Raw genomic sequence first — 22,933 nt, 5'->3', positions numbered from 1 at the left:
ATAATCTATAAACATAAACCACATCAATTTAGGGGGAAAGTGTTAGATGAAAAGGAAAAGTCTATTAGTCCTTTTGACGCTGATTCTGGCGTTCGGTACCGTACTTGCAGCGTGCGGATCGAAAAATGAAGGCACAACAAGTAACACGGGAACTGGCTCTGCAGGCGAGGGAAGTGGGCTCGCAAAAGATCAAGTGCTGAAAATTAACCTGACAGCTGAACCTCCTACGTTGGACCCGGCTCAGGCAAAAGACAGCCAAACCAACACTGTTCTGAAATTCTTGTATGAAGGTCTTGTACGCATCGATGCTGATGGTAAAGAAGCACCAGGCGTTGCAAAAGACTGGACAATTTCCGAAGATGGTTTGAAATATGTGTTCAACCTGAACCCGGATGCTAAATGGAGCAACGGTGATGCAATCACTGCAGAAGACTTCGTTCGCTCTTGGGAACGTGCATTGAAACCGGAAACGGCTTCCCCGTACGCGTACCAATTGTACTACATCAAAGGCGCTGAAGGTTACAACCTCAGCAAAGACGAAACATACAAAGGTACTAAAATCACAGATTTCTCCCAAGTGGGTGTAAAAGCTACTGATGAGCACACACTCGAAGTAACGTTGGAAAACCCAACACCTTATTTCTTGGGTCTGACAGCATTCTACACGTACTACCCAGTACACCAATCTGCTGACACAAACGATAAATTCTTCACAGACTACAAAAACATGATCGTTAACGGACCATTTGTAATGGATCAATACGCTAAAGGTCAAAAAATCGTAGTTAAGAAAAACGAAGGCTACCATGCAGCTTCCGATATCAAATTGTCTGAAATCAACATGTCCCTGACAAGCAGCAGTGCTTCCGAACTGCAAGCTTACAAGTCTGGACAACTGGATTACACTGGTGCACCTAACGGTGAAATTCCAACCGACCAAATTCCTTCTGTAAAAGCGGAATTGCCGGAGGAGTTCAAAGCAACTGGTATTGCAAGTACTTACTACTACCAGTTCAACGTTAATGAAGCTCCATTCAACAATGCTAAAATCCGTAAAGCTTTCGCAATGTCAATCGAGCGTCAATTGATCGTTGACAAAGTTACACAAGGTGGACAAGTTCCTGCATTTGGATTTGTACCTCCAGGTATCCGCGGTGAAAACGGCGAATTCCGTGATGAGCACAAAGACGATTACTTCACTGAAAATGTTGAAGAAGCAAAAGCATTGCTTGCTGAAGGTATGAAAGAAGAAGGCTACACAACTTTGCCAGCTGTTACATTGATCTATAACACTAGTGATGCTCACGCGAAAATCGCGCTTGCTGTTGCTGACATGTGGAAGAAAAACCTTGGTGTTGACGTGAAAACCGAAAACCAAGAGTGGGGCGTATTCCTTGAGAACCGTCAAAACCAAAACTTCCAAGTAGCTCGTGCAGGCTGGTCTGCAGACTACAACGATCCGTACAACTTCTTGGAAATGTGGACTACTGGTAACACAAACAATGATTCCAAGTTCAGCAACGAACAGTACGACAAAGATGTTAAAGACACTGTGAAATCTGCTGATCCAGCTGCACGTATGGCTGCATTTGCTGATGCTGAGAAAGTCCTGATTCAAGACGAAATGGCTGTAATGCCAATCTACTACTACACTAACGTATCTTTGACTAAGCCTTACCTGAAAGGCGTACAACTTGATTTCAGTGGAGCAATTGACTTCACTCGTGCATATCTGGAAGAGAAATAAGTTGTTCTGAAGTCTATATGATTACTTCGGGATATATATGTGGAATTCCATATATATCCCGATTTTTTTGTATGTGCACCGATTTTCCTTATAATTCTTGAAATTTCCGATAAATGGATTGGACTTTATTCATGTCTAATTCTACAATCGATTTGTATACAAAATATTGTTTTTGGAGGTGTGCAAGGGTTGGTTAAGTACGTGCTGAAAAAATTGCTATTTATGCTGCTATCGCTTTTCATACTCGCATCAGCAACCTTCTTCCTGATGAAGGCCATTCCGGGTGACCCTTTTACATCCGAGAAAAAAGTATCGCCTGAGATTCGGGCACTACTGGAAGAGAAGTATGGGCTGGACAAACCGATGTATGAACAATACCTGAAGTATATGGGTGGAATTCTCAAAGGTGATTTTGGTGTTTCGATGAAATATCTGAATCAAGAAGTAACCGACATGATCACTCAAACGTTTACAGCATCTCTGAAACTGGGGATCTTCGCTATTGTGATCTCTGTCGTCGTTGGGGTTTTGCTGGGACTTATCGCTGCGGTTTACCATCGTAAGCTGATAGATGATGTCACGATGATCCTCGCGGTAATTGGTATCGCGGTACCGAGCTTCTTGCTCGCATCCCTGCTTCAATACGTTTTCGCCTTCAAACTGGGCTGGTTTAACGTTATGGGATTCGACGGACCGCTTGACTATGTACTACCGGTTGCGGCATTGTCTGCATCCCCGATTGCCTTTATCGCGCGTTTGACGCGTTCCAGCATGCTCGAAGTGCTGCACGCGGATTACATCAAGACAGCAAAAGCCAAAGGTCTGAAATGGCCTGCAATCATGTTTAAACACGTTATTCGTAACGGTATTCTTCCCGTTGTAACTTATGTGGGTCCGATGACAGCAAACATCATCACGGGTTCCGTCGTTATTGAGCAAATCTTTAACATCGGGGGAATTGGTAAAGTATTCGTAGAGAGTATCACGAACCGGGATTATACAATGATCATGGGGATTACGATTTTCTATGGTATCCTCCTGATGTTGGCACGTTTCCTTACAGATATCGCATATGTGCTGATTGATCCTAGAATTAAGCTGGAAAGCCGGAAGGGGGCATAACGTTGTCTGGCACGAACAATAACAATAAAGAAACGGCGAACACTGCCCTGGATAGTCAGGCAGCGGTGAAATCGCAAGAAAGTGTATCGTTATGGAAAGACGCCATGTACAGACTTGCAACCAACAAGGCCGCGATGATCAGTTTGGGCATTCTGGTTCTTGTTGTCATTTTCTCTTTGATTGGTCCAACTTCGTTATTCACAAGTTATAATTATTATTCTAATGATTTGCTTAACGCCAATGCAGCGCCAAGTGCGGAGCACTGGTTCGGAACGGACGAGCTCGGTCGTGACGTATGGGTAAGAACATGGGTAGGTGCACGTGTATCCCTTACTGTAGGTCTGGCTGCTGCCTTGATTGACCTTGTCATCGGGGTAATCTACGGAGCGATTATGGGCTTCTACGGTGGACGTGTTGATGGTATCATGAACAAGTTCTCCGAGATTCTCTATTCCCTGCCTTACATGCTCGTTGTAATCTTGTTGCTCGTTGTTTTGGAACCAAGCCTTACGACGATCATCATTGCCCTTACGATCACTGGCTGGATCAGCATGTCCTGGATTGTACGTGGTGAGATTATGCAATTGAAAAACAGAGACTTTATTCTTGCAGCGCGGTCCATGGGCGCAAGCACAGGACGTCAATTGTTCCGTCACTTGCTGCCAAATGCAGTAGGACCAATTCTCGTAACGCTGACTCTATCTATTCCAAATGCCATCTTTGCTGAAGCGTTCTTGAGCTTCCTCGGATTGGGTGTATCTGCACCGAAATCTTCCCTGGGTTCGATGATCAATGACGCATTGACAGGCTGGACGCTGTATCCTTGGCGGATGTGGTTCCCTGCAGGTCTGATGGTACTTACAATGCTTGCATTTAACTTGCTCGGAGACGGTCTGCGTGACGCACTCGATCCGAAATTGCGTAAATAGAAATAGGAGGTGGGATTATGGAGCCAATCTTAACAGTCAAAGACCTAAGCGTGTCATTTACAACACGTTCTGGTGAATTTGATGCCGTTAAAAATGTGAGTTTTGAACTTGGCAAAGGAGAGACGCTGGGGATTGTTGGTGAATCCGGTAGTGGTAAAAGTGTTACCGCCCAAACCATCATGAAGTTGATTCCCTCCCCGCCTTCGAAGGTCAAAAGTGGAGAGATAACTTTTCACGGGCAGAGCCTGCTTGGAAAAACAGATAAACAAATGGAAGCTATCCGCGGTAAAGATATCGGGATGATCTTCCAGGATCCAATGACTTCATTGAATCCTACAATCAAAGTCGGTAAACAAATTACCGAAGTGCTTCGCAAACACCAAAACATGTCCAAAAAAGAAGCGGAAAAACGCGCTCTGGAAATGTTGGAGCTCGTGGGTATCAAAAATGCGGCAATCCGCATGAATCACTATCCGCACCAATTTTCCGGTGGTATGCGTCAGCGTGCAATGATCGCCATTGCCCTGGCATGCCGTCCATCCCTTCTGATTGCGGACGAGCCGACAACTGCACTCGACGTAACGATTCAGGCGCAAATTCTGGACGTCATGAAGGATATGCAGCAAAAGCTCGGAACTTCCATCATGCTCATTACCCATGACCTTGGTGTAGTAGCCGGTATGTGTGATCGGGTTGTCGTTATGAAGGAAGGCGAAGTTGTGGAAACGGGAACGACAGCTGAAATTTTCAGCAATCCTAAGCATCCATATACGATCAAATTGTTGAACGCCTTGCCTCGTTTGGACGAGCCTAAGAAAGAAAAACCGACTCCGGTTGGTATTATCAAAGGTGCCAACAAGCCGCTAGTTGAGGTAAAGAACCTGAAACAATACTTCAATTTGGGTAAAGGAAACATTCTCAAAGCGGTTAATGATGTCAGCTTTGATATTTTTGAAGGCGAAACCCTTGGGGTTGTAGGTGAATCCGGATGTGGTAAATCCACAACAGGACGCACGATTCTTCGCCTTTATGAGCCAACGGGCGGAAATGTAAACTTTAACGGAACGGATATCTATAAGCTGTCTCCACGCAAAATGAAAGAAATGCGTAAAGACATGCAGATGATTTTCCAAGATCCATATGCATCACTGAATCCACGTTTCAACGTTATGGATATTATCGGAGAATCACTGGATATCCATGGACTGGCTTCCAGCGGTAAAGAGCGGAAGAAACGTGTAGAGGAGTTGCTGGATCTCGTAGGCTTGAATCCAAGCCACGCGCTTCGTTACCCGCATGAATTTTCCGGTGGTCAAAGACAACGGATCGGTATTGCCCGTGCGCTTGCTGTGGATCCTAAATTCATCATCTGTGACGAGCCTTTGTCAGCACTTGATGTATCTATCCAAGCTCAAGTGGTTAAGTTGCTCGAAGAGCTTCAACAACGTCTTGGTTTGACTTACCTCTTCATTGCGCATGACTTGTCGATGGTTAAGCATATCAGTGACCGTGTTGCTGTTATGTACATGGGTAAAGTGGTCGAGCTGGCAGAGAGTGAAGAACTTTACGCTAACCCTGTTCACCCTTACACTAAAACATTGCTATCTGCTATTCCTGTACCTGATCCGGAAGTGGAAGCAAACAAACGCCGCATTTTGCTGCCGGACGAACAGTCTGGACCAATCCAAAATGGAGCAACTGGTCCTGTAAACGATCCATATAACCTGGAGAATGCTCAATTAATTGAGATTTCCAAAGGTCACTGGGTTTCCGAACCATACGTTTAAGGAATTATATTCCGTTTGGACTTATTGATGTTATTAAACCGCCGGCTTGTTCGGCGGTTTTTTGATTTTTAGGTGACTTTCTTTTGACGAAGTGGCCTGTAGTTCGGTACAATCAAGAAAGGCTCTTTGAAGCAGAATAGGAGGCAGACCTCATGAAAGGTATTACCGAGGCACTCCGCAGCGGAACACAACTTGCAGAAGATTATATCTGCTCACGTGATGCTGCGCGGGGCCTTTACGAGTATGACATTCACTGGGAGTCCGGACTTCATGCGCGTGCCGAGTGGCTGGATCAATCGGAGAACACACGTGTGGATCGCGAGAACCTGGTAGAGTATTTACGTATATATAACAAACGTTTGAATGATCACGAAGCTGTACATCATTCTATCGCACGTTTGGCCGAGAAAGGAACGTTTGTAGTTACTGGTGGGCAGCAGAGCGGCTTGTTGACAGGGCCGTTATTTGTCATCTACAAAGCTGCGAGTGTCGTTGCAGCTGCCCGTGAAGCTGAAGCCAAGCTCCAGCGCCCGGTAGTTCCCGTATTTTGGATTGCTGGTGAAGATCATGACTGGGATGAAGTGAATCACACATATCTGCCCGGTCACAACGGTGAAATGACCAAGGTTAAGCTGCATGGACGGTTCGAAGGCCGAAATTCGGTGAGTGGAGTCACGGTTGAAACGGAACAATGGATGAACGTAATCGAGCAGGTGGAGCATCTTCTGCCGGATACTGTACATAAACCAGAATTAATGCAGATGCTCATCTCGATCCATCAGTCCAGCTCGAATCTTAGTGATGCTTTTGCGAGAATGGTGTCGGCATTGTTTGGCAGTACTGGACTTGTCCTAATGGATGCTGCCGATTCCGGATTAAGAGAACTGGAGCGCCCTGTATTCGAACGATTGATTCGCGAGAATGGTTCATTGCGTGAAGCTTATTTGCAAGGTGCTTCGAAGGTACAGGAAGCGGGCTATCCAATGCCGGCAGAAGTCGCTGAAGACGGAGCAAATTTGTTTTATATCCATGATGAAACCCGGTTGCTCCTGTTCCTGAAGGATGGTTTGTACACGGATCGAAAAGGGCTGGTGTCGTTTACGGAAGAACGATTGCTGCAGGAGCTGGGGGAATATCCCGAGCGATTCAGTAATAATGTACTCACCCGGCCGTTAATGCAGGATTCCGTTCTGCCTGTAGCTGCGGTGATATTGGGGCAAGGTGAGATTGCATACTGGGGACTGACGAGAACCGCTTTCCGTCAGTTTGGTCTGCAAATGCCCATCTTGCTGCCGAGGTTGTCCTTCACCATTTTGGAGGATGTCCATCACAAGCACATGAATCAGTACCAGCTCTCTTTCCAAGATGTGCAATATCATATGGAAGAAAAAAGAGAGAAGTGGCTCGCAGGACAGGAAACGTTCCAGGTCGAGGAGCAATTTGAGCAAGTCCAGCAATCTTTTGCTGAGCTTTATCGTCCATTGCTTGATCAACTTGCGCAAATTCACGCTGGACTGGATCGGATCGGTGAAACGAATCTGAAAAAGATCAACGAACAGATGCAATATCTGCAAAAGCAAACACAGAAGGCGATCGCGGATAAACATGAGGTTGGACTCAGACATTGGAACGGCATACAGAACTCGCTCTTTCCTATGAACAAACCACAGGAACGAGTGCACAATGCGCTCTACTACTTGAACCGTTATGGAACCAAGTGGATTCAGGAACTCATTGAGAGCGGACGTGAATTCCGCGGTCAACATCAAGTGATTGAACTGTAACTGTGTGGTTCAGCAGACCTTTATAATAGAAGAAACACAGATAAACGAGGAGGATGGGCATGACTACACCTGCACTGCAAAATAGTATTGTTAAAGATATGGGACTCGCTTCAGAAGGACACCTGAAAATTGACTGGGTTGAAGCACATATGCCTGTATTGAACCGCATTCGTCGCCAATTTGAGCAGGATCTTCCTTTCAAAGGGTTAAAGGTTGCCATATGCCTTCACCTTGAAGCCAAAACAGCTTACCTGGCAAAAGTCATTCAGGCTGGTGGCGCAGAAGTGACCATTACACACAGTAACCCGCTGTCAACTCAGGATGATGTATGTGCGGCTCTTGTAGAAGATGGTGTTACAGTGTATGCCAAATACAATCCGGGGCCAGAAGAGTTCAAACAGCTCCAGCTTCGTGCATTGGAAGTTAAACCCGACCTGATTATTGATGACGGCGGCGACTTTGCAACGATTATTGCTTCCGAACGTCCTGACCTTGCGGCTACGATTCGTGGAGGCGCAGAGGAAACGACAACAGGTATTATCCGCCTGAAAGCTTTGGCGAAAGAAGGACAACTGCAGTTTCCGATGGTTGCGGTTAATGACGCTTATTGCAAATACCTGTTCGACAACCGTTATGGCACAGGCCAATCTGCCTTTGATGGCATTATCCGTACAACCAACCTGGTGGTAGCTGGTAAAAATGTTGTTGTAGCAGGATACGGCTGGTGTGGTAAAGGTGTCGCGATGCGTGCCAAAGGTCTGGGCGCCAATGTCATTGTAACTGAAATTGATCCAATCAAAGCGGTTGAAGCGCATATGGACGGTTTCCGTGTCATGACGATGGTGGAAGCGGCCAAATTGGGCGATTTCTTCATCGCTGTTACCGGCAACAAAGACGTGATCACAGGTGAACATTATGACGTGATGAAAGACGGAGCAATTTTGAGCAATGCAGGGCATTTCGATGTGGAAGTGAATAAACCTGAGCTTGCCAAACGTTCAGAGTCCATCCGCACTGTGCGTCGCAATATTGAAGAGTATCGTTTCAAAGATGGACGTAAAATGTACCTTCTTGCAGAAGGACGTCTCGTGAATCTGGGTGCAGCTGATGGCCACCCTGCTGAGATTATGGACACGACATTTGCATTGCAGGCTTTGGGCTTGCGTTACGTTAGCGAGAATTACGCTGCATTGGGTAAAACCGTTGTTAACGTACCTTATGAAATTGACCAGCAAGTTGCCAGCTACAAACTGGAAAGCCTGAATATCTCTATTGATTCATTGTCAGCTGAACAGGAAAAATATCTGGATAGCTGGAAGTTTTAGGGGAACCCAATAATTACAAGCTGATGAACTGCTTCAAAGGGTTTAGAATAGTGTATTGATGATATGGCTCATTAGCGATTGCAAGTAGAATAACCGTTATCGGGGAAACGCCTTTGATCCTGAGCAAGAGGATCAAAGGCGTTTTTCTTATGAAGCAAATTGAAAAAAATCAAGCAAGCAAGAAGGGTTTTGATTTTTTAGTGCGAATCTATTATGCTTAGGTGGTGGAAAGTGGGGCAAAGTGGGAGAAACGGGTGAGGAGTGAGTGGGCCAATGTTTATGGGGGAGTTCCAACATAGCATTGATGACAAGGGTCGGGTTATTATTCCGGCCAAATTCCGCGAATCTCTGGGGCCGTCTTTCGTTGTCACACGGGGTTTGGACCAGTGTCTTTTCGTGTACCCTATGGAGGAGTGGGGGGTCATGGAACAGAAGCTCAAAGCACTGCCTTTGATGAAGTCGGATGCACGTGCGTTTACCCGCTTTTTTTTCTCGGGTGCTACCGAATGTGAATTGGACAAACAGGGTAGGGTAAATTTACCGGGCAATTTACGGGAATATGCCAAATTGGACAAGGATTGTGTTGTTCTTGGCGTGTCGAACCGGGTGGAGATCTGGAGCAAAGGCATATGGGAGAGTTATTTCAATCAATCCGAGGAAGCATTCAACGACATTGCCGAAAAGCTAGTCGATTTTAATTTTGATCTATAAAGTCAGGAGGGGTGCAGGTTGTTTCACCACATAACCGTACTCAAAGAAGAGGCAACAGAGGGATTAAACATCAAGCAGGACGGTATATACGTGGACTGCACTTTAGGCGGAGGAGGACATAGTTCCGTCATTGCTTCCAAGCTCGGTCCAGGGGGAAGGCTTATCGCACTGGATCAGGATGATTGGGCATTGGATAATGCACGTGAGAAGCTTGCTCCGTATGGAGATCGCATCACGCTTGTGAAAACAAATTTCCGTGATCTGGAACAGGTTCTGAAAGAACTGAATGTCCCAATGAAGGACGGCGTGCCGCAGGTGGATGGCATTTTGTACGATTTGGGTGTGTCATCACCTCAATTCGATGAAGGAGAACGTGGATTTAGTTACAATCACGATGCTCCGCTGGACATGAGGATGGATCAGGATGCATTTCTGACAGCCAAAGAGATTGTCAACGAATGGCCTGAAGAAGAGATTGCCCGAATTTTATATCGTTATGGTGAAGAAAAGTTTTCAAGAAGAATTGCCCGCGTCATTGTGGAAAAACGAAGCCAGGCTGTTATCGAGACCACAGGAGAGCTAGTGGAATTGATCAAGGAAGGCATCCCGGCTGCTGCTCGCCGTACAGGTGGACATCCGGCGAAGCGCAGTTTTCAGGCTTTGCGGATTGCAGTGAATGATGAGCTGGGTGCGTTTGAGGAAGCATTGCATCAGGCGGTTCGGTGTCTTGCACCAGGTGGACGTGTATCTGTTATTACCTTTCACTCGCTTGAGGATCGGATTTGCAAGCAAATATTCAGCAGTTATCTGGAGAAGTGTACGTGCCCGCCTGACTTTCCGTTATGCGTGTGCGGCGGTAAAGGTGTACTGCGTTTAGTCAACAGAAAACCGCTGATTCCGACGGATACGGAACTGGCCGAGAACTCCCGTGCACGTTCAGCTAAACTGCGCGTAGCAGAGAAACTGTAAACCAAGAGCGAAGGAGAGAGTCTTTGTATGGCATATACACGTGGTAACCTTGCAGTGAAAGAAAAAGCAACCCAAGAACGTGTGACGCAGCAGCGGTACAAGGAAACCACCAAAGTGGTGACTCGTCGTACGGGTCTTCCTGCACGAGAGAAATTTTTGTACCTGATGACATTGATCGTCTGTATCGTTATCGGTGGTGCACTGATGTGGCGTTATGCTCATATCTATGATCTGAACAAGCAGGCTCAATCAACGCTGTCCGAGACGAGAAAAGCGGAGAAAACCATTGCTGACCTGCAGGTTGAAAAGGAAAGACTGAACAATTTGGTTATTGAAAATGCACGCAAACTTGGCTATGTAGAAGCGTCCGGCAAGGACGTTATAATCGTGCCTCGTTCAACTGGTGTAACGAACTCACAGGACACAGAGTCGTCTTCGGATACAGCAAGTAAGTAAAGAGGTGTACCGATGTTAAAAAGAATAAAGATGCGCACGCTGCTTATAGGGGGATGTATTACCCTCTTTTTTCTTGTACTGATAACCCGAATCTTTTTTATTCAAGTTGTAAACGGCAGTACCTGGCAAGGATATGCCTCCGAGCTGGTTGAACGTGAGCAGACGATTAAGGCAAGCCGGGGGTCTATTACGGATCGGAACGGCAATATTCTGGCAACGGATGCGCCCGCGTATACGGTATCAGTCAATCCCGAGATGATCCATGAACTTGGGATTGAAGATGTCGTTACGACCAAGCTCGCAGCAATACTTGGCAAGAATGAAAGTGAAATGCGTGCTTTGGTGACAGCTAAGAAAAAAGATGGAAGTTTTTATCAACAACGTGAAGTACGTAGTGAGGGGTACAAAATCAGCCCGGAACTGGCAGCGAAAGTAACCGCGCTTAGGGAAGAACTGAAGGAAGAGTACAAGGCTCAGAACGCCATCGTAATGGCCCAGGAATCGAAGCGGTTTTACCCCGAAGAGACGCTTGCATCGCATCTTCTGGGTTACATGAGTCGTGACGGTAAAGCTGTAAACGGGCTTGAAGTTTCGTATGATGAAGAACTGACGGGTACTGATGGTTACCTGAACTATCAAAAGGATGCCAAAGGCATCAAGCTTCCTGATTCTCAGGATAACTATCTTCCACCTCAAAACGGAAATAACCTGAAGCTGACGATTGATGATACCATTCAATTTTACATTGAAGATGCCATTAAGGAAGCAGTTGCTCAGTATAATCCGCTCAGTATGACCGTCATTGCAGCAGATCCAAACACGATGGAAATCTTGGGCATGGCGAACTGGCCGAATTTTAATCCAAATACGTACTGGGAAACTCCGGATCAAAAAGATTTCATCAACCATGCAACACAGTCTATCTACGAACCAGGCTCAACATTTAAGATTGTTACATTGGCTGGCGCTGTAGAAGAGAAGCTGTTTGATCCAAACGCGACGTTTGAGTCCAAACGGATCAACATTGGGGGATTTTCGATTAGTGATAATGGTCATGCTTATGGTACGATTTCCTATCTCGAAGGCGTCAAACGTTCAAGTAACGTTGCCTTTGTTAATCTCGGTTACAACATGCTTGGCGGCGAACGTCTGCGTCATTACATAGACGAATTCGGATTTGGCCAAAAAACGGGAATTGATCTGCCGAGCGAGTCCGCTTCACCGATCAAACCATTGGTTTATAAGTCCGAGATTGCAACAGCAGCCTATGGTCACGGTTTGGTTCAAGTAACCCCGATTCAGCAGGTGGCTGCCATCTCGGCCATTGCTAATGGCGGGAAACTGATGGTTCCACATCTGGTGAAGGAAATCATCAATCCAAATGACGGAACAACTGAAGTGACCAAGCCAAAAGAGGTCCGCCAAGTCATTTCCAAGGAATCTGCAAAACTGGTAAGTGGCTATTTGGAACAGGTTGTAGCAGACCAGCAGATCGGTACTGGGCGCAACGCCTATATCGAAGGATACCGGGTTGCTGGTAAAACGGGAACAGCAAGAAAATGGGTAAACGGGGAATATAGTAAAACCAAAGACGTCGTTTCGTTTATCGGATTTGCCCCTGTAAACAATCCCAAAATTGCGATGCTGGTCGTCATTGACCAACCGAGTGGAACCAACATTGGTGGTGGTGCTGCTGCAGCTCCTGTATTCAAAAAAATTGTAAGTCAGACCCTTCAATACATGGGTGTTCCGAAAGATACAACAAAGACCACGGACAAAAAGGCAGCTACCGTCGTTCAGACCAAGGCACCCGACCTCGCTGGGAAAACAGCCAAACAGGCTAGAAGCCAGCTGCTGAACGCAGGAATTGCTTACGAGACCCTAGGGAAGGGCGAGAGTGTTATTCGCCAGTACCCTGCTGCGGGCGAATTTATGAACGCAGGTCAGCGAATCTATCTACTTACGGAAGACAGCAGCAGTATGAAAGTGCCTGATCTGACAGGGGAATCGCTACGTGATGCCATGGAAGTTCTTTCACTCATGAAAGTAGGAGTGATCGTCAAGGGTGAGGGTTATGTTGTGAGTCAAAAGGAGCAGGTCTCCGGGGAACAGCGAACCATACAGCTCACATTGCAGACGGCCAAGGCCGCAGTAACCGGAATAGCGGATGAAGATCCTGAGTCTTCTGATGCTGCATTAGAAGAAGAGGGGACAGCAGAAGCGTCCAGCAAGACAGAAGAAACGGGGAGCTCGGATGGAACAGAGGCTTCAACCAATGAGACGGACTCGTCTTCTGGTGCAGCAATTGATCCGGTCCTCCCATAGCCATTGAATTTATAGCTTGTTCTAACCCCCGGTTGTCCCGAATATTCATGAATGAACGAGGTCATGATTTTGGGACGAGTGGGGGGATCTTTTCGTGAAGGGTTCAAGTGTAAATCTACGGCGCAGGCTGTTATGGAGTTTGCTCATTTTGGTATTGTTATTTTCGGCCTTGGTGATCAGGCTTGCTTATGTACAACTCGGGAAAGGCCCGGAATTGTCTGCGAAAGCGGAGGAGTCCTGGCGGCGGAACATTCCATATTCAGCCAAACGGGGAGAGATCCTGGATCGCAATGGTACCTCTCTTGCCTATAATGTAACTACACCGACGATTATGGCGATTCCGGCTCAAGTGAAGGAAGCGGAGACTACAGCGAAGGCACTAGCCCCTTTACTTGGAATGACTGAAGAGAAAGTGCTGGCAACCATCAAGAAAAGAGAACTGATTGTACGACTACAACCCGGCGGCCGCAAAATTACGATGGAGAAAGCTCAGCGCATTCGTGATTTGAAGCTTCCGGGTATCGTTGTTGCAGAGGATAATAAACGATTCTATCCTTATGATGATCTGGCTGCTCACATTCTTGGTTTTACGGGGATTGATAACCAGGGATTGACCGGGGTCGAAAAAAGGTATGATGAGAAGTTGACCGGTTTAAATGGCAGTGTGTCCTACTTGTCCGATGCGGCCGGAAGGCTTATGCCGGGCTCATCTGAGAAGTATGTGGAACCAAGAGATGGTCTTAACCTGGAGCTGACGATCGACAAATCGATCCAATCCATTATGGAAAGGGAACTGGATCAGGCCATGGTCAAATTCCAGGCGAACTCCGCTCTGGCTATCGCCATGAACCCGAAAACGGGTGAAGTCCTCGGCATGGCCAGCAGACCAGGGTATGAACCAGCGGATTACCAGCAGTATCCGTCTGAAATCTATAACCGGAATTTACCGATATGGATGACATACGAACCGGGTTCAACTTTTAAAATCATTACTTTGGCGGCAGCTTTGGAAGAGAAGAAGGTGAATCTGCAGCAGGATCAATTCTTTGACCCAGGATATGTTGAAGTTGGAGGTGCCCGACTGCGCTGCTGGAAAAAAGGCGGCCATGGGAGTCAAACCTTCCTGCAAGTCGTGGAAAACTCGTGCAATCCCGGGTTCGTGGCTCTAGGTCAAAAGCTTGGTAAAGAGTCCTTGTTTTCTTACATCAAAGACTTTGGATTCGGAACCAAAACAGGTATTGATCTTAGCGGTGAGGCAAGTGGTATTTTGTTCAAACTGTCCCGAGTGGGTCCTGTGGAGCTTGCGACAACAGCCTTTGGGCAAGGCGTTTCCGTTACACCCATTCAGCAAGTGGCTGCCGTATCGGCTGCCATCAATGGAGGCAAGCTCTACAAACCTTATGTAACCAAAGCGTGGGTTCATCCCGAAACGGGTGAAGTGATGGAAGAAGTCAAGCCGGAACTTGTACGGCAGGTCATTTCGGAAGACACATCCAAGCAGGTTCGTGAGGCTTTGGAAAGTGTTGTTGCAAAAGGCACAGGAAGACCGGCCTTTATCGACGGATATCGGGTAGGCGGTAAAACAGGTACAGCCCAGAAGGTTATTAACGGACGTTATTCCTCTTCCGAGCATATTGTATCCTTTATTGGCTTTGCTCCCGCAGATGATCCACAGATCGTAGTATACACGGCTGTCGATAATCCAAAAGGGATTCAGTTCGGGGGTGTCGTTGCAGCTCCGATTGTACAGAATATTCTTGAAGACTCGCTGCACTATATGAATGTTCCTGTGCGCAAGGATCAGGTTGCAAAAGAATACAAGTATGGCGAAACCAAAATTGTTACGGTTCCCGATCTCACAGGTGCAACGGTAGAAGATCTGTATGAAGATCTCAACATGAACTTTATGCTTGCTAAGTCCGGTAGCGGGAAGTACGTCATTAACCAGGCTCCGAAGCCAGGAGCAAGGGTGGAGCAGGGCTCTACCATACGAATCTATATGAGTGATGTGCTGAAAGAAGCACACGATCATACAGGGGAAGCAGGACAGGAGCCTTAACCGGCTCCAGGTCCTAGCGCAACAAAATTCAAAAAGTTGCGTTTCATTAAATGGCCATATGGACGATATTAATAAAAAGAAATGCCTTGAGCAGAAGTAAACTTGAAGAAGTGAGGTTATTCATGTGCTTTTAAAACAATTTGCATCGAAGCTGACAACTGCCCGCCTGATTGGCGAGCCTAATACAGAATGCCAAAACTTACAGACAGATTCCCGCCAGGTTCAACCGGGAGATCTGTTTATCTGTCTTCCGGGACATACGGTGGATGGACATGATTATGCGGAAAAAGCTGTGAATGCTGGAGCAGTAGCACTGGTCGTGGAACGACAACTCGAACTACCTGTACCGCAGCTGCTGGTCAAAGACAGTCGTTTTGCAATGGCAGTCCTTGCAGACTCTTTCTTTGACTCACCAAGCCATAAGATGAATATGATTGGTGTAACGGGAACGAACGGCAAGACAACCACCACCTATCTGATTGAAAAGATCATGAGTGATCATGGTCAGAAGACAGGTTTGATTGGTACCATTCAAATGCGTTACGACGGCCGGACCTATCCAATGTCGGGAACTACACCAGAAGCACTCGATCTGCAGCGCAGTCTGTATGATATGGTTCAAGCGGGTACGGACTGCTGCGTAATGGAGGTCTCATCACATGCGCTGGAGCAGGGACGTGTAAAAGGAACCAATTTCCGTACTGCTGTATTCACCAACTTGACCCAAGATCATTTGGACTATCATAATTCCATGGAAGAGTACCGCGCAGCAAAAGGCCTGTTCTTTGCAAGACTTGGCAACGAGTTTGCAGAGGATGCCTCCGGTCGCAAATTTGCAGTCATTAATGCAGACGATCCATCGGCCAATTATTTCAAATCCGTGACTGCAGCTGAAGTCATTACATATGGCATGGAAGATAATGCTGATGTACGGGCATCCAACATCTCGATTACATCGCAGGGCACGTCTTTCCATGTGGATACATTCGCAGGCAGTACAGACATTAACTTGCGCATGGTAGGGAAATTCAACGTATATAACGCCATGGCAGCTATCTCTGCTGCACTTGTTGAAGGAGTACCCTTGGAAGAGATTAAACGCAGTCTTGAGACGGTTCCTGGTGTGGATGGACGTGTTGAAGCTGTAGACGAAGGTCAGTCATTTGCTGTTATTGTGGACTACGCTCATACACCCGACGGCTTGGAAAACGTATTGCGAACGGTAAAAGAGTTTGCCGAAGGGCGAGTCATCTGTGTATTCGGATGTGGGGGAGACCGGGATCGGACCAAACGTCCATTAATGGGGAAAATTGCAGCGAAGTATAGTGACATTGTATTTGTAACTTCTGACAATCCACGCACGGAGGATCCGGATCTGATTCTCAAAGATATTGAAGTAGGTCTGGTAGAAGAAGGCGTACCATCTGATCGTTATCTTATGGTCGTAGATCGTCGTCAGGCAATACATGAAGCTATTGAAATGGCAAGCCCAGCCGATGTAGTATTGATTGCGGGCAAGGGTCATGAGACCTATCAAATTATCGGAACAACCAAAACGGATTTCGATGATCGGATCATAGCCAAAGAGGCGATAAGGGGCAAATCCAATTGATAAAAAGAACATTAGCGCAATTGGCCGAAATGTGCGGAGGAACACTAAACGACTATACTGCTTGCGGTGACATCAACGTTGAAGGTGTATTTACGGATTCACGCAAGCCAGTAGAAGGCAGTTTGTTTATCCCGCTTGTCGGCGAGAGGTTTGACGGACACGAATTTGTGCAAGCCTGTTTAGAAAAAGGAGCCGCAGGGGCGTTATGGCAGAATGACCATGGTGTTCCCCCGCAGGGAGGAGCAGTCATCGTCGTTGAAGACACGCTGGCTGCCCTGCAGGGGCTTGCATCTGCTTATCTGGCCGAGAGCCAAACTTCCGTGGTGGGCATTACCGGCAGCAATGGCAAAACAACAACCAAGGACATTGTGGATGCCATTCTTTCTACCAAATTCAAGGTGCATAAGACACAGGGCAACTTCAACAATCATATCGGACTCCCGCTTACGGTGCTAAGTATGGAACAAGATACCGAGATTGTGATTCTGGAAATGGGCATGAGCGGTCGCAGAGAAATCGAGGCATTGTCTTTGATTGCTCAGCCGGATATCGCCATCATTACGAACATTGGTGAATCCCATCTGCTGCAGCTTGGCTCCAGGCTGGAGATTGCCAGAGCAAAGGCCGAAATTGCTGCAGGTATGAAACCAGGCGGCCTGTTGATTTATAACGGAGACGAGCCGTTGATCAAGCAGGTTCTGGCTGAAGCGGAAACGAAGCAGCCCGAGGGAATGAAACGATTTACCTTTGGACTTCAGACAGACAATGATGATTACCCGACAGGACTCATGAATGCGCAGAACGGTGTTGTTTTCACGACAAAACAGTTGGGGGAACAAGCACTTACGCTTCCTCTGCTTGGTACACACAATGTAGTTAACTGTCTCGCAGCACTTGCAGTTGCACGTCACTTTGGTGTAACAGCCGAACAGATTGCCTCTGGGTTATCCGGCTTGAAACTGACGGGCATGCGTATAGAGGTTATTCAAGGCGTCAGCGGACTAACGATGCTTAATGATGCCTACAATGCAAGTCCAACTTCGATGAAAGCAGCTATTGATGTGATGGATGGGCTCAAAGGTTATCGTTCTCGAGTAGCCGTACTTGGAGACATGTTGGAACTTGGGCCTCAGGAACAGGAGCTTCACCGTGCCATTGGAGAGTATATTACGCCAGGGAAAATGGACATGGTGCTAACCTATGGACCGTTATCGGTGAATATAGCTGAGGGTGCAAAACTGCACATGCCGGCAGAAGCTGTGCATGCATTTGAGAACAAGGAAGAGATGACCCGTTACATGCTGGAAAAATTGCATCCCAGAGACGTCGTTTTGTTCAAGGCCTCCCGGGGCATGAAGCTGGAGGACGTGGTCGAATCACTAAAAATAGCATCATTACAGAATTGAGTAGACTAGAGGGGTGAACCCATGGATTTTCAGGTATTACTGTTAACAATCGGCGTTTCATTTATTTTGGCGGTGATTGCCGCACCGCTATTGATTCCATTACTTCGCCGAATGAAATTCGGACAGCAGGTTCGGGAAGACGGGCCGCAGAGCCATCTGAAAAAGAGCGGGACGCCGACGATGGGCGGGGTTGTGATCCTGCTTGCATTTACATTAGCCTTTTTGAAGTTTTCAGCAGTCAAAAATACGGATTTCTATGTCCTGCTCGTGGCTACACTCGGTTTTGGCCTGATCGGCTTCCTGGATGACTATATCAAGATTGTATTCAAACGTTCTTTGGGATTGACCGCCAGACAAAAAATGCTGGGGCAGCTGTTTTTCAGTGCGGTGATGTGTTTCTTGCTCATTCAGAATGGGCACAGCACAGCCATCTCGATTCCCGGAACATCCGTCTCCTTCGACTGGACGGGGTGGTTCTATTATCCGTTTGTCGTGTTCATGATGCTCGCGATCACCAATGCCGTTAACTTTACGGATGGACTGGATGGTCTGCTGTCTGGTATCAGTGCTATTGCGTTTGGGGCATTTGCCATCGTAGCGATGCAGGCGACGTCTATGCCGGCAGCGGTATGTGCAGCAGCCATGATTGGCGCTGTGCTTGGTTTTCTTGTATACAATGCGCATCCGGCCAAAGTGTTTATGGGAGACACGGGCTCACTAGGTATCGGTGGTGCCATTGGTGCCGTTGCCATTGTTACGAAGACGGAGCTTCTTTTTGTAATCATTGGTGGTGTGTTCGTCATCGAGATTCTATCCGTTATTATTCAAGTGGTATCGTTCAAGACCCGGGGCAAGCGTGTATTCAAAATGAGTCCTATTCACCACCACTTTGAATTAAGCGGATGGTCGGAATGGCGGGTTGTTATTACTTTTTGGGCAGTCGGTGCTATTTTGGCTGCGCTCGGACTTTATCTCAACAAGGGGTTGTAAACATGAACCATCCTGAATCATATCGCGGTCAACAGGTTGTTGTGCTCGGACTGGCAAAGAGTGGCGTGCAAGTTGCCAAGGTGCTGGACCGTGCGGGAGCGAAAGTCACAGTGAATGATAAAAAAGAGAGGGAACAGTGTCCCGAAGCATCCGAATTGGAGGCTTTGGGAATTTCTGTTGTATGCGGGGGCCATCCCGATGATCTGATTCATGAGGGTGTGAAGCTTGTGGTCAAAAACCCGGGCATCCCTTATCAGGCGCCACCAGTACAGCAGGCTCTTTCCCTCGGAATTGAGGTTGTAACGGAAGTGGAAGTGGCTTACCACCTCTGTGCAGCACCGATGATCGGGATTACAGGTTCCAACGGGAAAACAACGACAACCACATGGGTTGGCAACATGCTGGAGTATGCAGGCTTGAACCCGATTGTGGCCGGCAATATCGGTACACCACTCAGCGAGGCGGCAGAACAAGCTACGGCCGATAACTGGATGGTCGTTGAACTCAGTAGTTTCCAGCTTAAGGGAACTGTTCATTTCCGTCCACGGATTGCAAGTCTGCTTAATGTTACAGAAACGCATCTGGATTATCACGGAGATATGGATGACTATATCGCTTCCAAAGCTAAAATCTTTGCCAATCAGCTTCCGGATGACGTAGCCGTGCTGAACTGGGATGATCCCGTATGCCGGGAACTCGTTCCTTATATTAAAAGCAGGCTGCTTCCGTTCTCCATGACCGAGAAGCTGGAAGCGGGCGTGTACGCCGATCCTCCTTACGTGGATGGAGAAGAGGATGATGTGAAACGCCAGGTGGTATATGCCGACGGTCAAGGAAACCATCACATCGTTATAGACGTTGAAAACATTGGAATACCAGGACAATTTAATGTTGGGAATGCGCTGGCTGCGGTAGCCATTGCAGCAGCGGCAGGTGCCGATCCGGCTGTGCTTGAGGTACCCCTGTCCGAATTCAAAGGGGTTGAGCACCGTTTGGAGTATGTGCTGGAGCACAATGGCGCCAAGTACTACAACAATTCCAAGGCTACCAATTCGAAGGCAACCGTGATGGCATTGAACTCCTTCAAGGATCCGGTCGTGCTGATCGCCGGAGGACTGGATCGGGGTTCAGACATGATGGAGCTGCTCCCCTTGTTCCAGGAACGGGTAAAAGGGGTTGTGACTCTCGGCGAAACACGGGAGAAAATCGCTAAGGTCGCGGAACTGGCGGGATTAAAGCAAATTAAGGTCGTCGATAATGAGGATGATGCTGCCCAGACGTTAACCGCTGCAGTACAGGAAGCGTCGCGGCTTGCAGCGCCTGGTGACATAGTCTTGCTCTCACCGGCGTGTGCAAGTTGGGACATGTTTGCTTCTTATGAGGAGCGGGGACGCATTTTTAAAGAGGCGGCGCATAACTTGTAAGTAGGGGGGTGGAAAAGCCCCTACTTCCATGCAAGGGGTGGCCTCCTGATGAAACAGACGCGACCGGCGCCGGATATCTGGCTCCTGATTTGTATTGTGGCATTGCTTGCCATCGGCATTATTATGGTCTATAGTGCGGGCTCGGTGCTTGCTTTTCATGACTATGGCGATTCATTTTATTTTGTCAAAAGACAGTTGTTATTTGCTGGACTCGGACTGGCTGCCATGTTTGTCACAGCCAATGTGGACTACCGGGTCTGGCGGAAATATGCTAAACCGATATTGATCGCCTGTTTTATTATGCTGATTGCGGTGTTAATTCCCGGGATCGGCGTGGTCCGCGGCGGAGCACGAAGCTGGCTGGGCATTGGATCGTTTGGCATTCAGCCCTCTGAATTCATGAAGTTGGGCATGATTTTGTTTTTGGCACACTGGCTGAGCAAGGAACCGGGGAAAATTAAAACATTCACAACCGGATTGTTGCCCCCACTTGGATTGATAGGTCTCGCCTTCGGTATTATTATGCTGCAGCCCGATTTGGGGACAGGCACTGTCATGATGGGTGCATCCATGCTGATTATTTTTACGGCAGGCGCGAGAATGAAACATTTGTTGCTGCTTGCTCTTGGCGGAGCTATGGGATTTGCCGCGCTGATTGCAGCGGCTCCTTACCGACTGAAACGAATAACAGCTTTTCTCGACCCATGGTCCGATCCGCTGGGTGCGGGCTATCAAATCATACAATCATTATATGCAATCGGACCGGGTGGCCTGGCAGGTCTGGGCCTTGGGATGAGCCGGCAAAAATACAGTTATGTGCCCGAACCGCAAACGGATTTCATTTTTTCCATATTGGCTGAAGAGCTCGGTTTTATTGGCGGACTAATTGTACTTCTTTTGTTCCTGGTGCTGGTCTGGAGAGGTATGCGAGTAGCGATGACAGTACCGGATGCTTTTGGCAGTTTGCTGGGTGTAGGCATTATCGGCATGGTGGCTGTACAAGTCATTATCAATATCGGCGTCGTCATCGGGCTCATGCCCGTTACTGGAATAACCCTTCCGCTGATCAGTTATGGCGGATCATCTCTGACCTTGATGCTGACAGCACTAGGGATACTGTTAAACTTATCACGTTATGCGAGGTGACTATGCGATGCGAGTCGTACTAAGCGGCGGCGGTACCGGTGGACATATCTATCCGGCCGTTGCCATAGCAAGACAATGTGAGGCGGAGAATCCCGACTCGACATTTTTATATATTGGAGGAACCCGTGGACTGGAGAGCAAGTTAGTGCCACAGGAGAACATTCCTTTTCAATCCATTGATATCACAGGATTCCGACGGAAGTTGTCTGTGGACAATCTGAAGACGGTTATGCGCTTTATTCAAGGCGTGCGAAAATCGAAGAAAATGCTGAAGGAATTCAAACCTGATGTAGTGATCGGGACAGGCGGCTATGTATGTGGACCTGTGGTTTATGCAGCTGCCAAACTAGGGATTCCAAGTGTCATTCATGAACAAAATGCGATCCCTGGCTTAACCAACAAGTTCCTTACTCGTTATGTGGATACCGTTGCAGTTAGCTTCGAAGGTTCAGAGAAGGCTTTCTCGGGAGCGAAAAGAGTAGTGTACACGGGTAATCCGAGGGCAACCACGGTTGCCAAGGCCAGCCGTGATCGGGGATTTGCCACACTGGGTGTGCCAATGGACAGCCGGGTTGTGCTGGTTGTTGGTGGCAGCCGCGGGGCAAAGGCCATCAATAAAGCGATGGTGGACATGGCTCCCATGCTGGAGAAGCTGGACGATGTACACGTCGTTTATGTTACGGGTGAATCCTATTTTGACGAAACACGAGAAGCGATACGCAGTTCACTTGGAACGATGCCAAACCACTTGCATGTGCTTCCTTATGTGCATAATATGCCGGAAGTTCTCGCTTGTACCTCATTGATTGTGAATCGTGCAGGAGCGTCATTCCTCGCCGAAATTACATCGCTTGGCATTCCTTCCATTCTGATACCGTCACCTAACGTGACGAATAATCATCAGGAAGCGAATGCGCGTACACTGGAAGGTGGCGGAGCCTCTGTCACGATGCTGGAGAAGGATCTGTCGGGAAAAGCGTTATATGAGGCCATTGCCCGCATCATGAATGATGAAGCGGCCCGCAAACGCATGGCCGCAGCGTCTCGGGAGCTTGGCAAGCCGGATGCAGCCGAGGTGCTGGTGAAGGAGATTCAAAGGCTTGCTGTACGCAGGTAAAGTGTGTTCTGGGCGATTGTCACA

17 protein-coding genes are annotated in these 22,933 nt (G+C 47.6%); all 17 read left to right on the top strand.

Annotated elements, in window-relative coordinates:
• The first annotated feature begins 46 nt into the window (after nucleotides 1-46).
• A complete protein-coding gene (locus CHH60_RS12550) occupies nucleotides 47-1,747 on the top strand; it encodes a peptide ABC transporter substrate-binding protein (protein WP_095359466.1) in 1,701 nt (566 codons plus the stop codon).
• A 189-nt stretch (nucleotides 1,748-1,936) separates the two neighbouring features.
• Nucleotides 1,937-2,869 carry an ABC transporter permease gene (locus CHH60_RS12545; RefSeq protein ID WP_095289949.1) on the top strand — a complete coding sequence of 311 codons (933 nt, stop codon included), beginning with the start codon at nucleotides 1,937-1,939 and terminating at the stop codon, nucleotides 2,867-2,869.
• A 47-nt stretch (nucleotides 2,870-2,916) separates the two neighbouring features.
• Entirely contained in the window at nucleotides 2,917-3,798 is an 882-nt protein-coding gene (locus CHH60_RS12540; protein ID WP_371859956.1) for an ABC transporter permease, read from the top strand.
• Nucleotides 3,799-3,815: 17 nt separating this feature from the next.
• A complete protein-coding gene (locus tag CHH60_RS30475; RefSeq protein ID WP_095359464.1) occupies nucleotides 3,816-5,585 on the top strand; it encodes an ABC transporter ATP-binding protein in 1,770 nt (589 codons plus the stop codon).
• Nucleotides 5,586-5,737: 152 nt separating this feature from the next.
• Nucleotides 5,738-7,369, top strand: coding sequence for a bacillithiol biosynthesis cysteine-adding enzyme BshC (gene bshC, locus CHH60_RS12530; protein ID WP_095359463.1), 1,632 nt, complete (start codon nucleotides 5,738-5,740; stop codon nucleotides 7,367-7,369).
• Between the two features lie 59 nt (nucleotides 7,370-7,428).
• On the top strand, nucleotides 7,429-8,694 hold the full coding sequence (locus CHH60_RS12525; RefSeq protein ID WP_095289956.1) for an adenosylhomocysteinase: 1,266 nt from the start codon (nucleotides 7,429-7,431) through the stop codon (nucleotides 8,692-8,694).
• Between the two features lie 273 nt (nucleotides 8,695-8,967).
• Nucleotides 8,968-9,405 (top strand): division/cell wall cluster transcriptional repressor MraZ, encoded by a 438-nt coding sequence (mraZ, locus tag CHH60_RS12520; protein ID WP_017687291.1) that lies wholly within the window; start codon nucleotides 8,968-8,970, stop codon nucleotides 9,403-9,405.
• A gap of 18 nt (nucleotides 9,406-9,423) precedes the next feature.
• Nucleotides 9,424-10,374, top strand: coding sequence for a 16S rRNA (cytosine(1402)-N(4))-methyltransferase RsmH (rsmH, locus tag CHH60_RS12515; RefSeq protein WP_095359462.1), 951 nt, complete (start codon nucleotides 9,424-9,426; stop codon nucleotides 10,372-10,374).
• A 27-nt stretch (nucleotides 10,375-10,401) separates the two neighbouring features.
• Nucleotides 10,402-10,830, top strand: a complete 429-nt coding sequence (locus CHH60_RS12510) for a hypothetical protein (RefSeq protein WP_095359461.1) — start codon at nucleotides 10,402-10,404, stop codon at nucleotides 10,828-10,830.
• A gap of 12 nt (nucleotides 10,831-10,842) precedes the next feature.
• Entirely contained in the window at nucleotides 10,843-13,155 is a 2,313-nt protein-coding gene (locus CHH60_RS12505) for a penicillin-binding transpeptidase domain-containing protein (RefSeq protein WP_095359460.1), read from the top strand.
• A gap of 94 nt (nucleotides 13,156-13,249) precedes the next feature.
• Nucleotides 13,250-15,214: a stage V sporulation protein D gene (locus tag CHH60_RS12500; protein WP_095359459.1), complete on the top strand. Its 1,965-nt coding sequence runs from the start codon at nucleotides 13,250-13,252 to the stop codon at nucleotides 15,212-15,214.
• A 124-nt stretch (nucleotides 15,215-15,338) separates the two neighbouring features.
• Nucleotides 15,339-16,826, top strand: a complete 1,488-nt coding sequence (locus CHH60_RS12495) for a UDP-N-acetylmuramoyl-L-alanyl-D-glutamate--2,6-diaminopimelate ligase (RefSeq protein WP_095359458.1) — start codon at nucleotides 15,339-15,341, stop codon at nucleotides 16,824-16,826.
• Nucleotides 16,826-18,232 (top strand): UDP-N-acetylmuramoyl-tripeptide--D-alanyl-D-alanine ligase, encoded by a 1,407-nt coding sequence (locus CHH60_RS12490; RefSeq protein WP_095359822.1) that lies wholly within the window; start codon nucleotides 16,826-16,828, stop codon nucleotides 18,230-18,232. Before CHH60_RS12495 ends, CHH60_RS12490 begins: the two co-directional genes overlap by 1 nt.
• A gap of 21 nt (nucleotides 18,233-18,253) precedes the next feature.
• Nucleotides 18,254-19,222, top strand: a complete 969-nt coding sequence (mraY, locus tag CHH60_RS12485; RefSeq protein WP_095289967.1) for a phospho-N-acetylmuramoyl-pentapeptide-transferase — start codon at nucleotides 18,254-18,256, stop codon at nucleotides 19,220-19,222.
• A gap of 2 nt (nucleotides 19,223-19,224) precedes the next feature.
• Nucleotides 19,225-20,646, top strand: coding sequence for a UDP-N-acetylmuramoyl-L-alanine--D-glutamate ligase (gene murD, locus CHH60_RS12480; protein ID WP_095359457.1), 1,422 nt, complete (start codon nucleotides 19,225-19,227; stop codon nucleotides 20,644-20,646).
• Nucleotides 20,647-20,694: 48 nt separating this feature from the next.
• Entirely contained in the window at nucleotides 20,695-21,792 is a 1,098-nt protein-coding gene (gene spoVE / locus CHH60_RS12475) for a stage V sporulation protein E (protein ID WP_095359456.1), read from the top strand.
• A 7-nt stretch (nucleotides 21,793-21,799) separates the two neighbouring features.
• Nucleotides 21,800-22,909, top strand: coding sequence for an undecaprenyldiphospho-muramoylpentapeptide beta-N-acetylglucosaminyltransferase (gene murG, locus CHH60_RS12470; protein ID WP_095289972.1), 1,110 nt, complete (start codon nucleotides 21,800-21,802; stop codon nucleotides 22,907-22,909).
• Nucleotides 22,910-22,933: the final 24 nt, after the last annotated feature.

It is taken from the genome of Paenibacillus sp. 7523-1 (genome assembly GCF_002276415.1).
GTDB lineage: Bacteria > Bacillota > Bacilli > Paenibacillales > Paenibacillaceae > Paenibacillus > Paenibacillus illinoisensis_A.
Note: the sequence above shows the minus strand (reverse complement) of the source record. Positions and strands in the feature narration are given on the sequence as shown.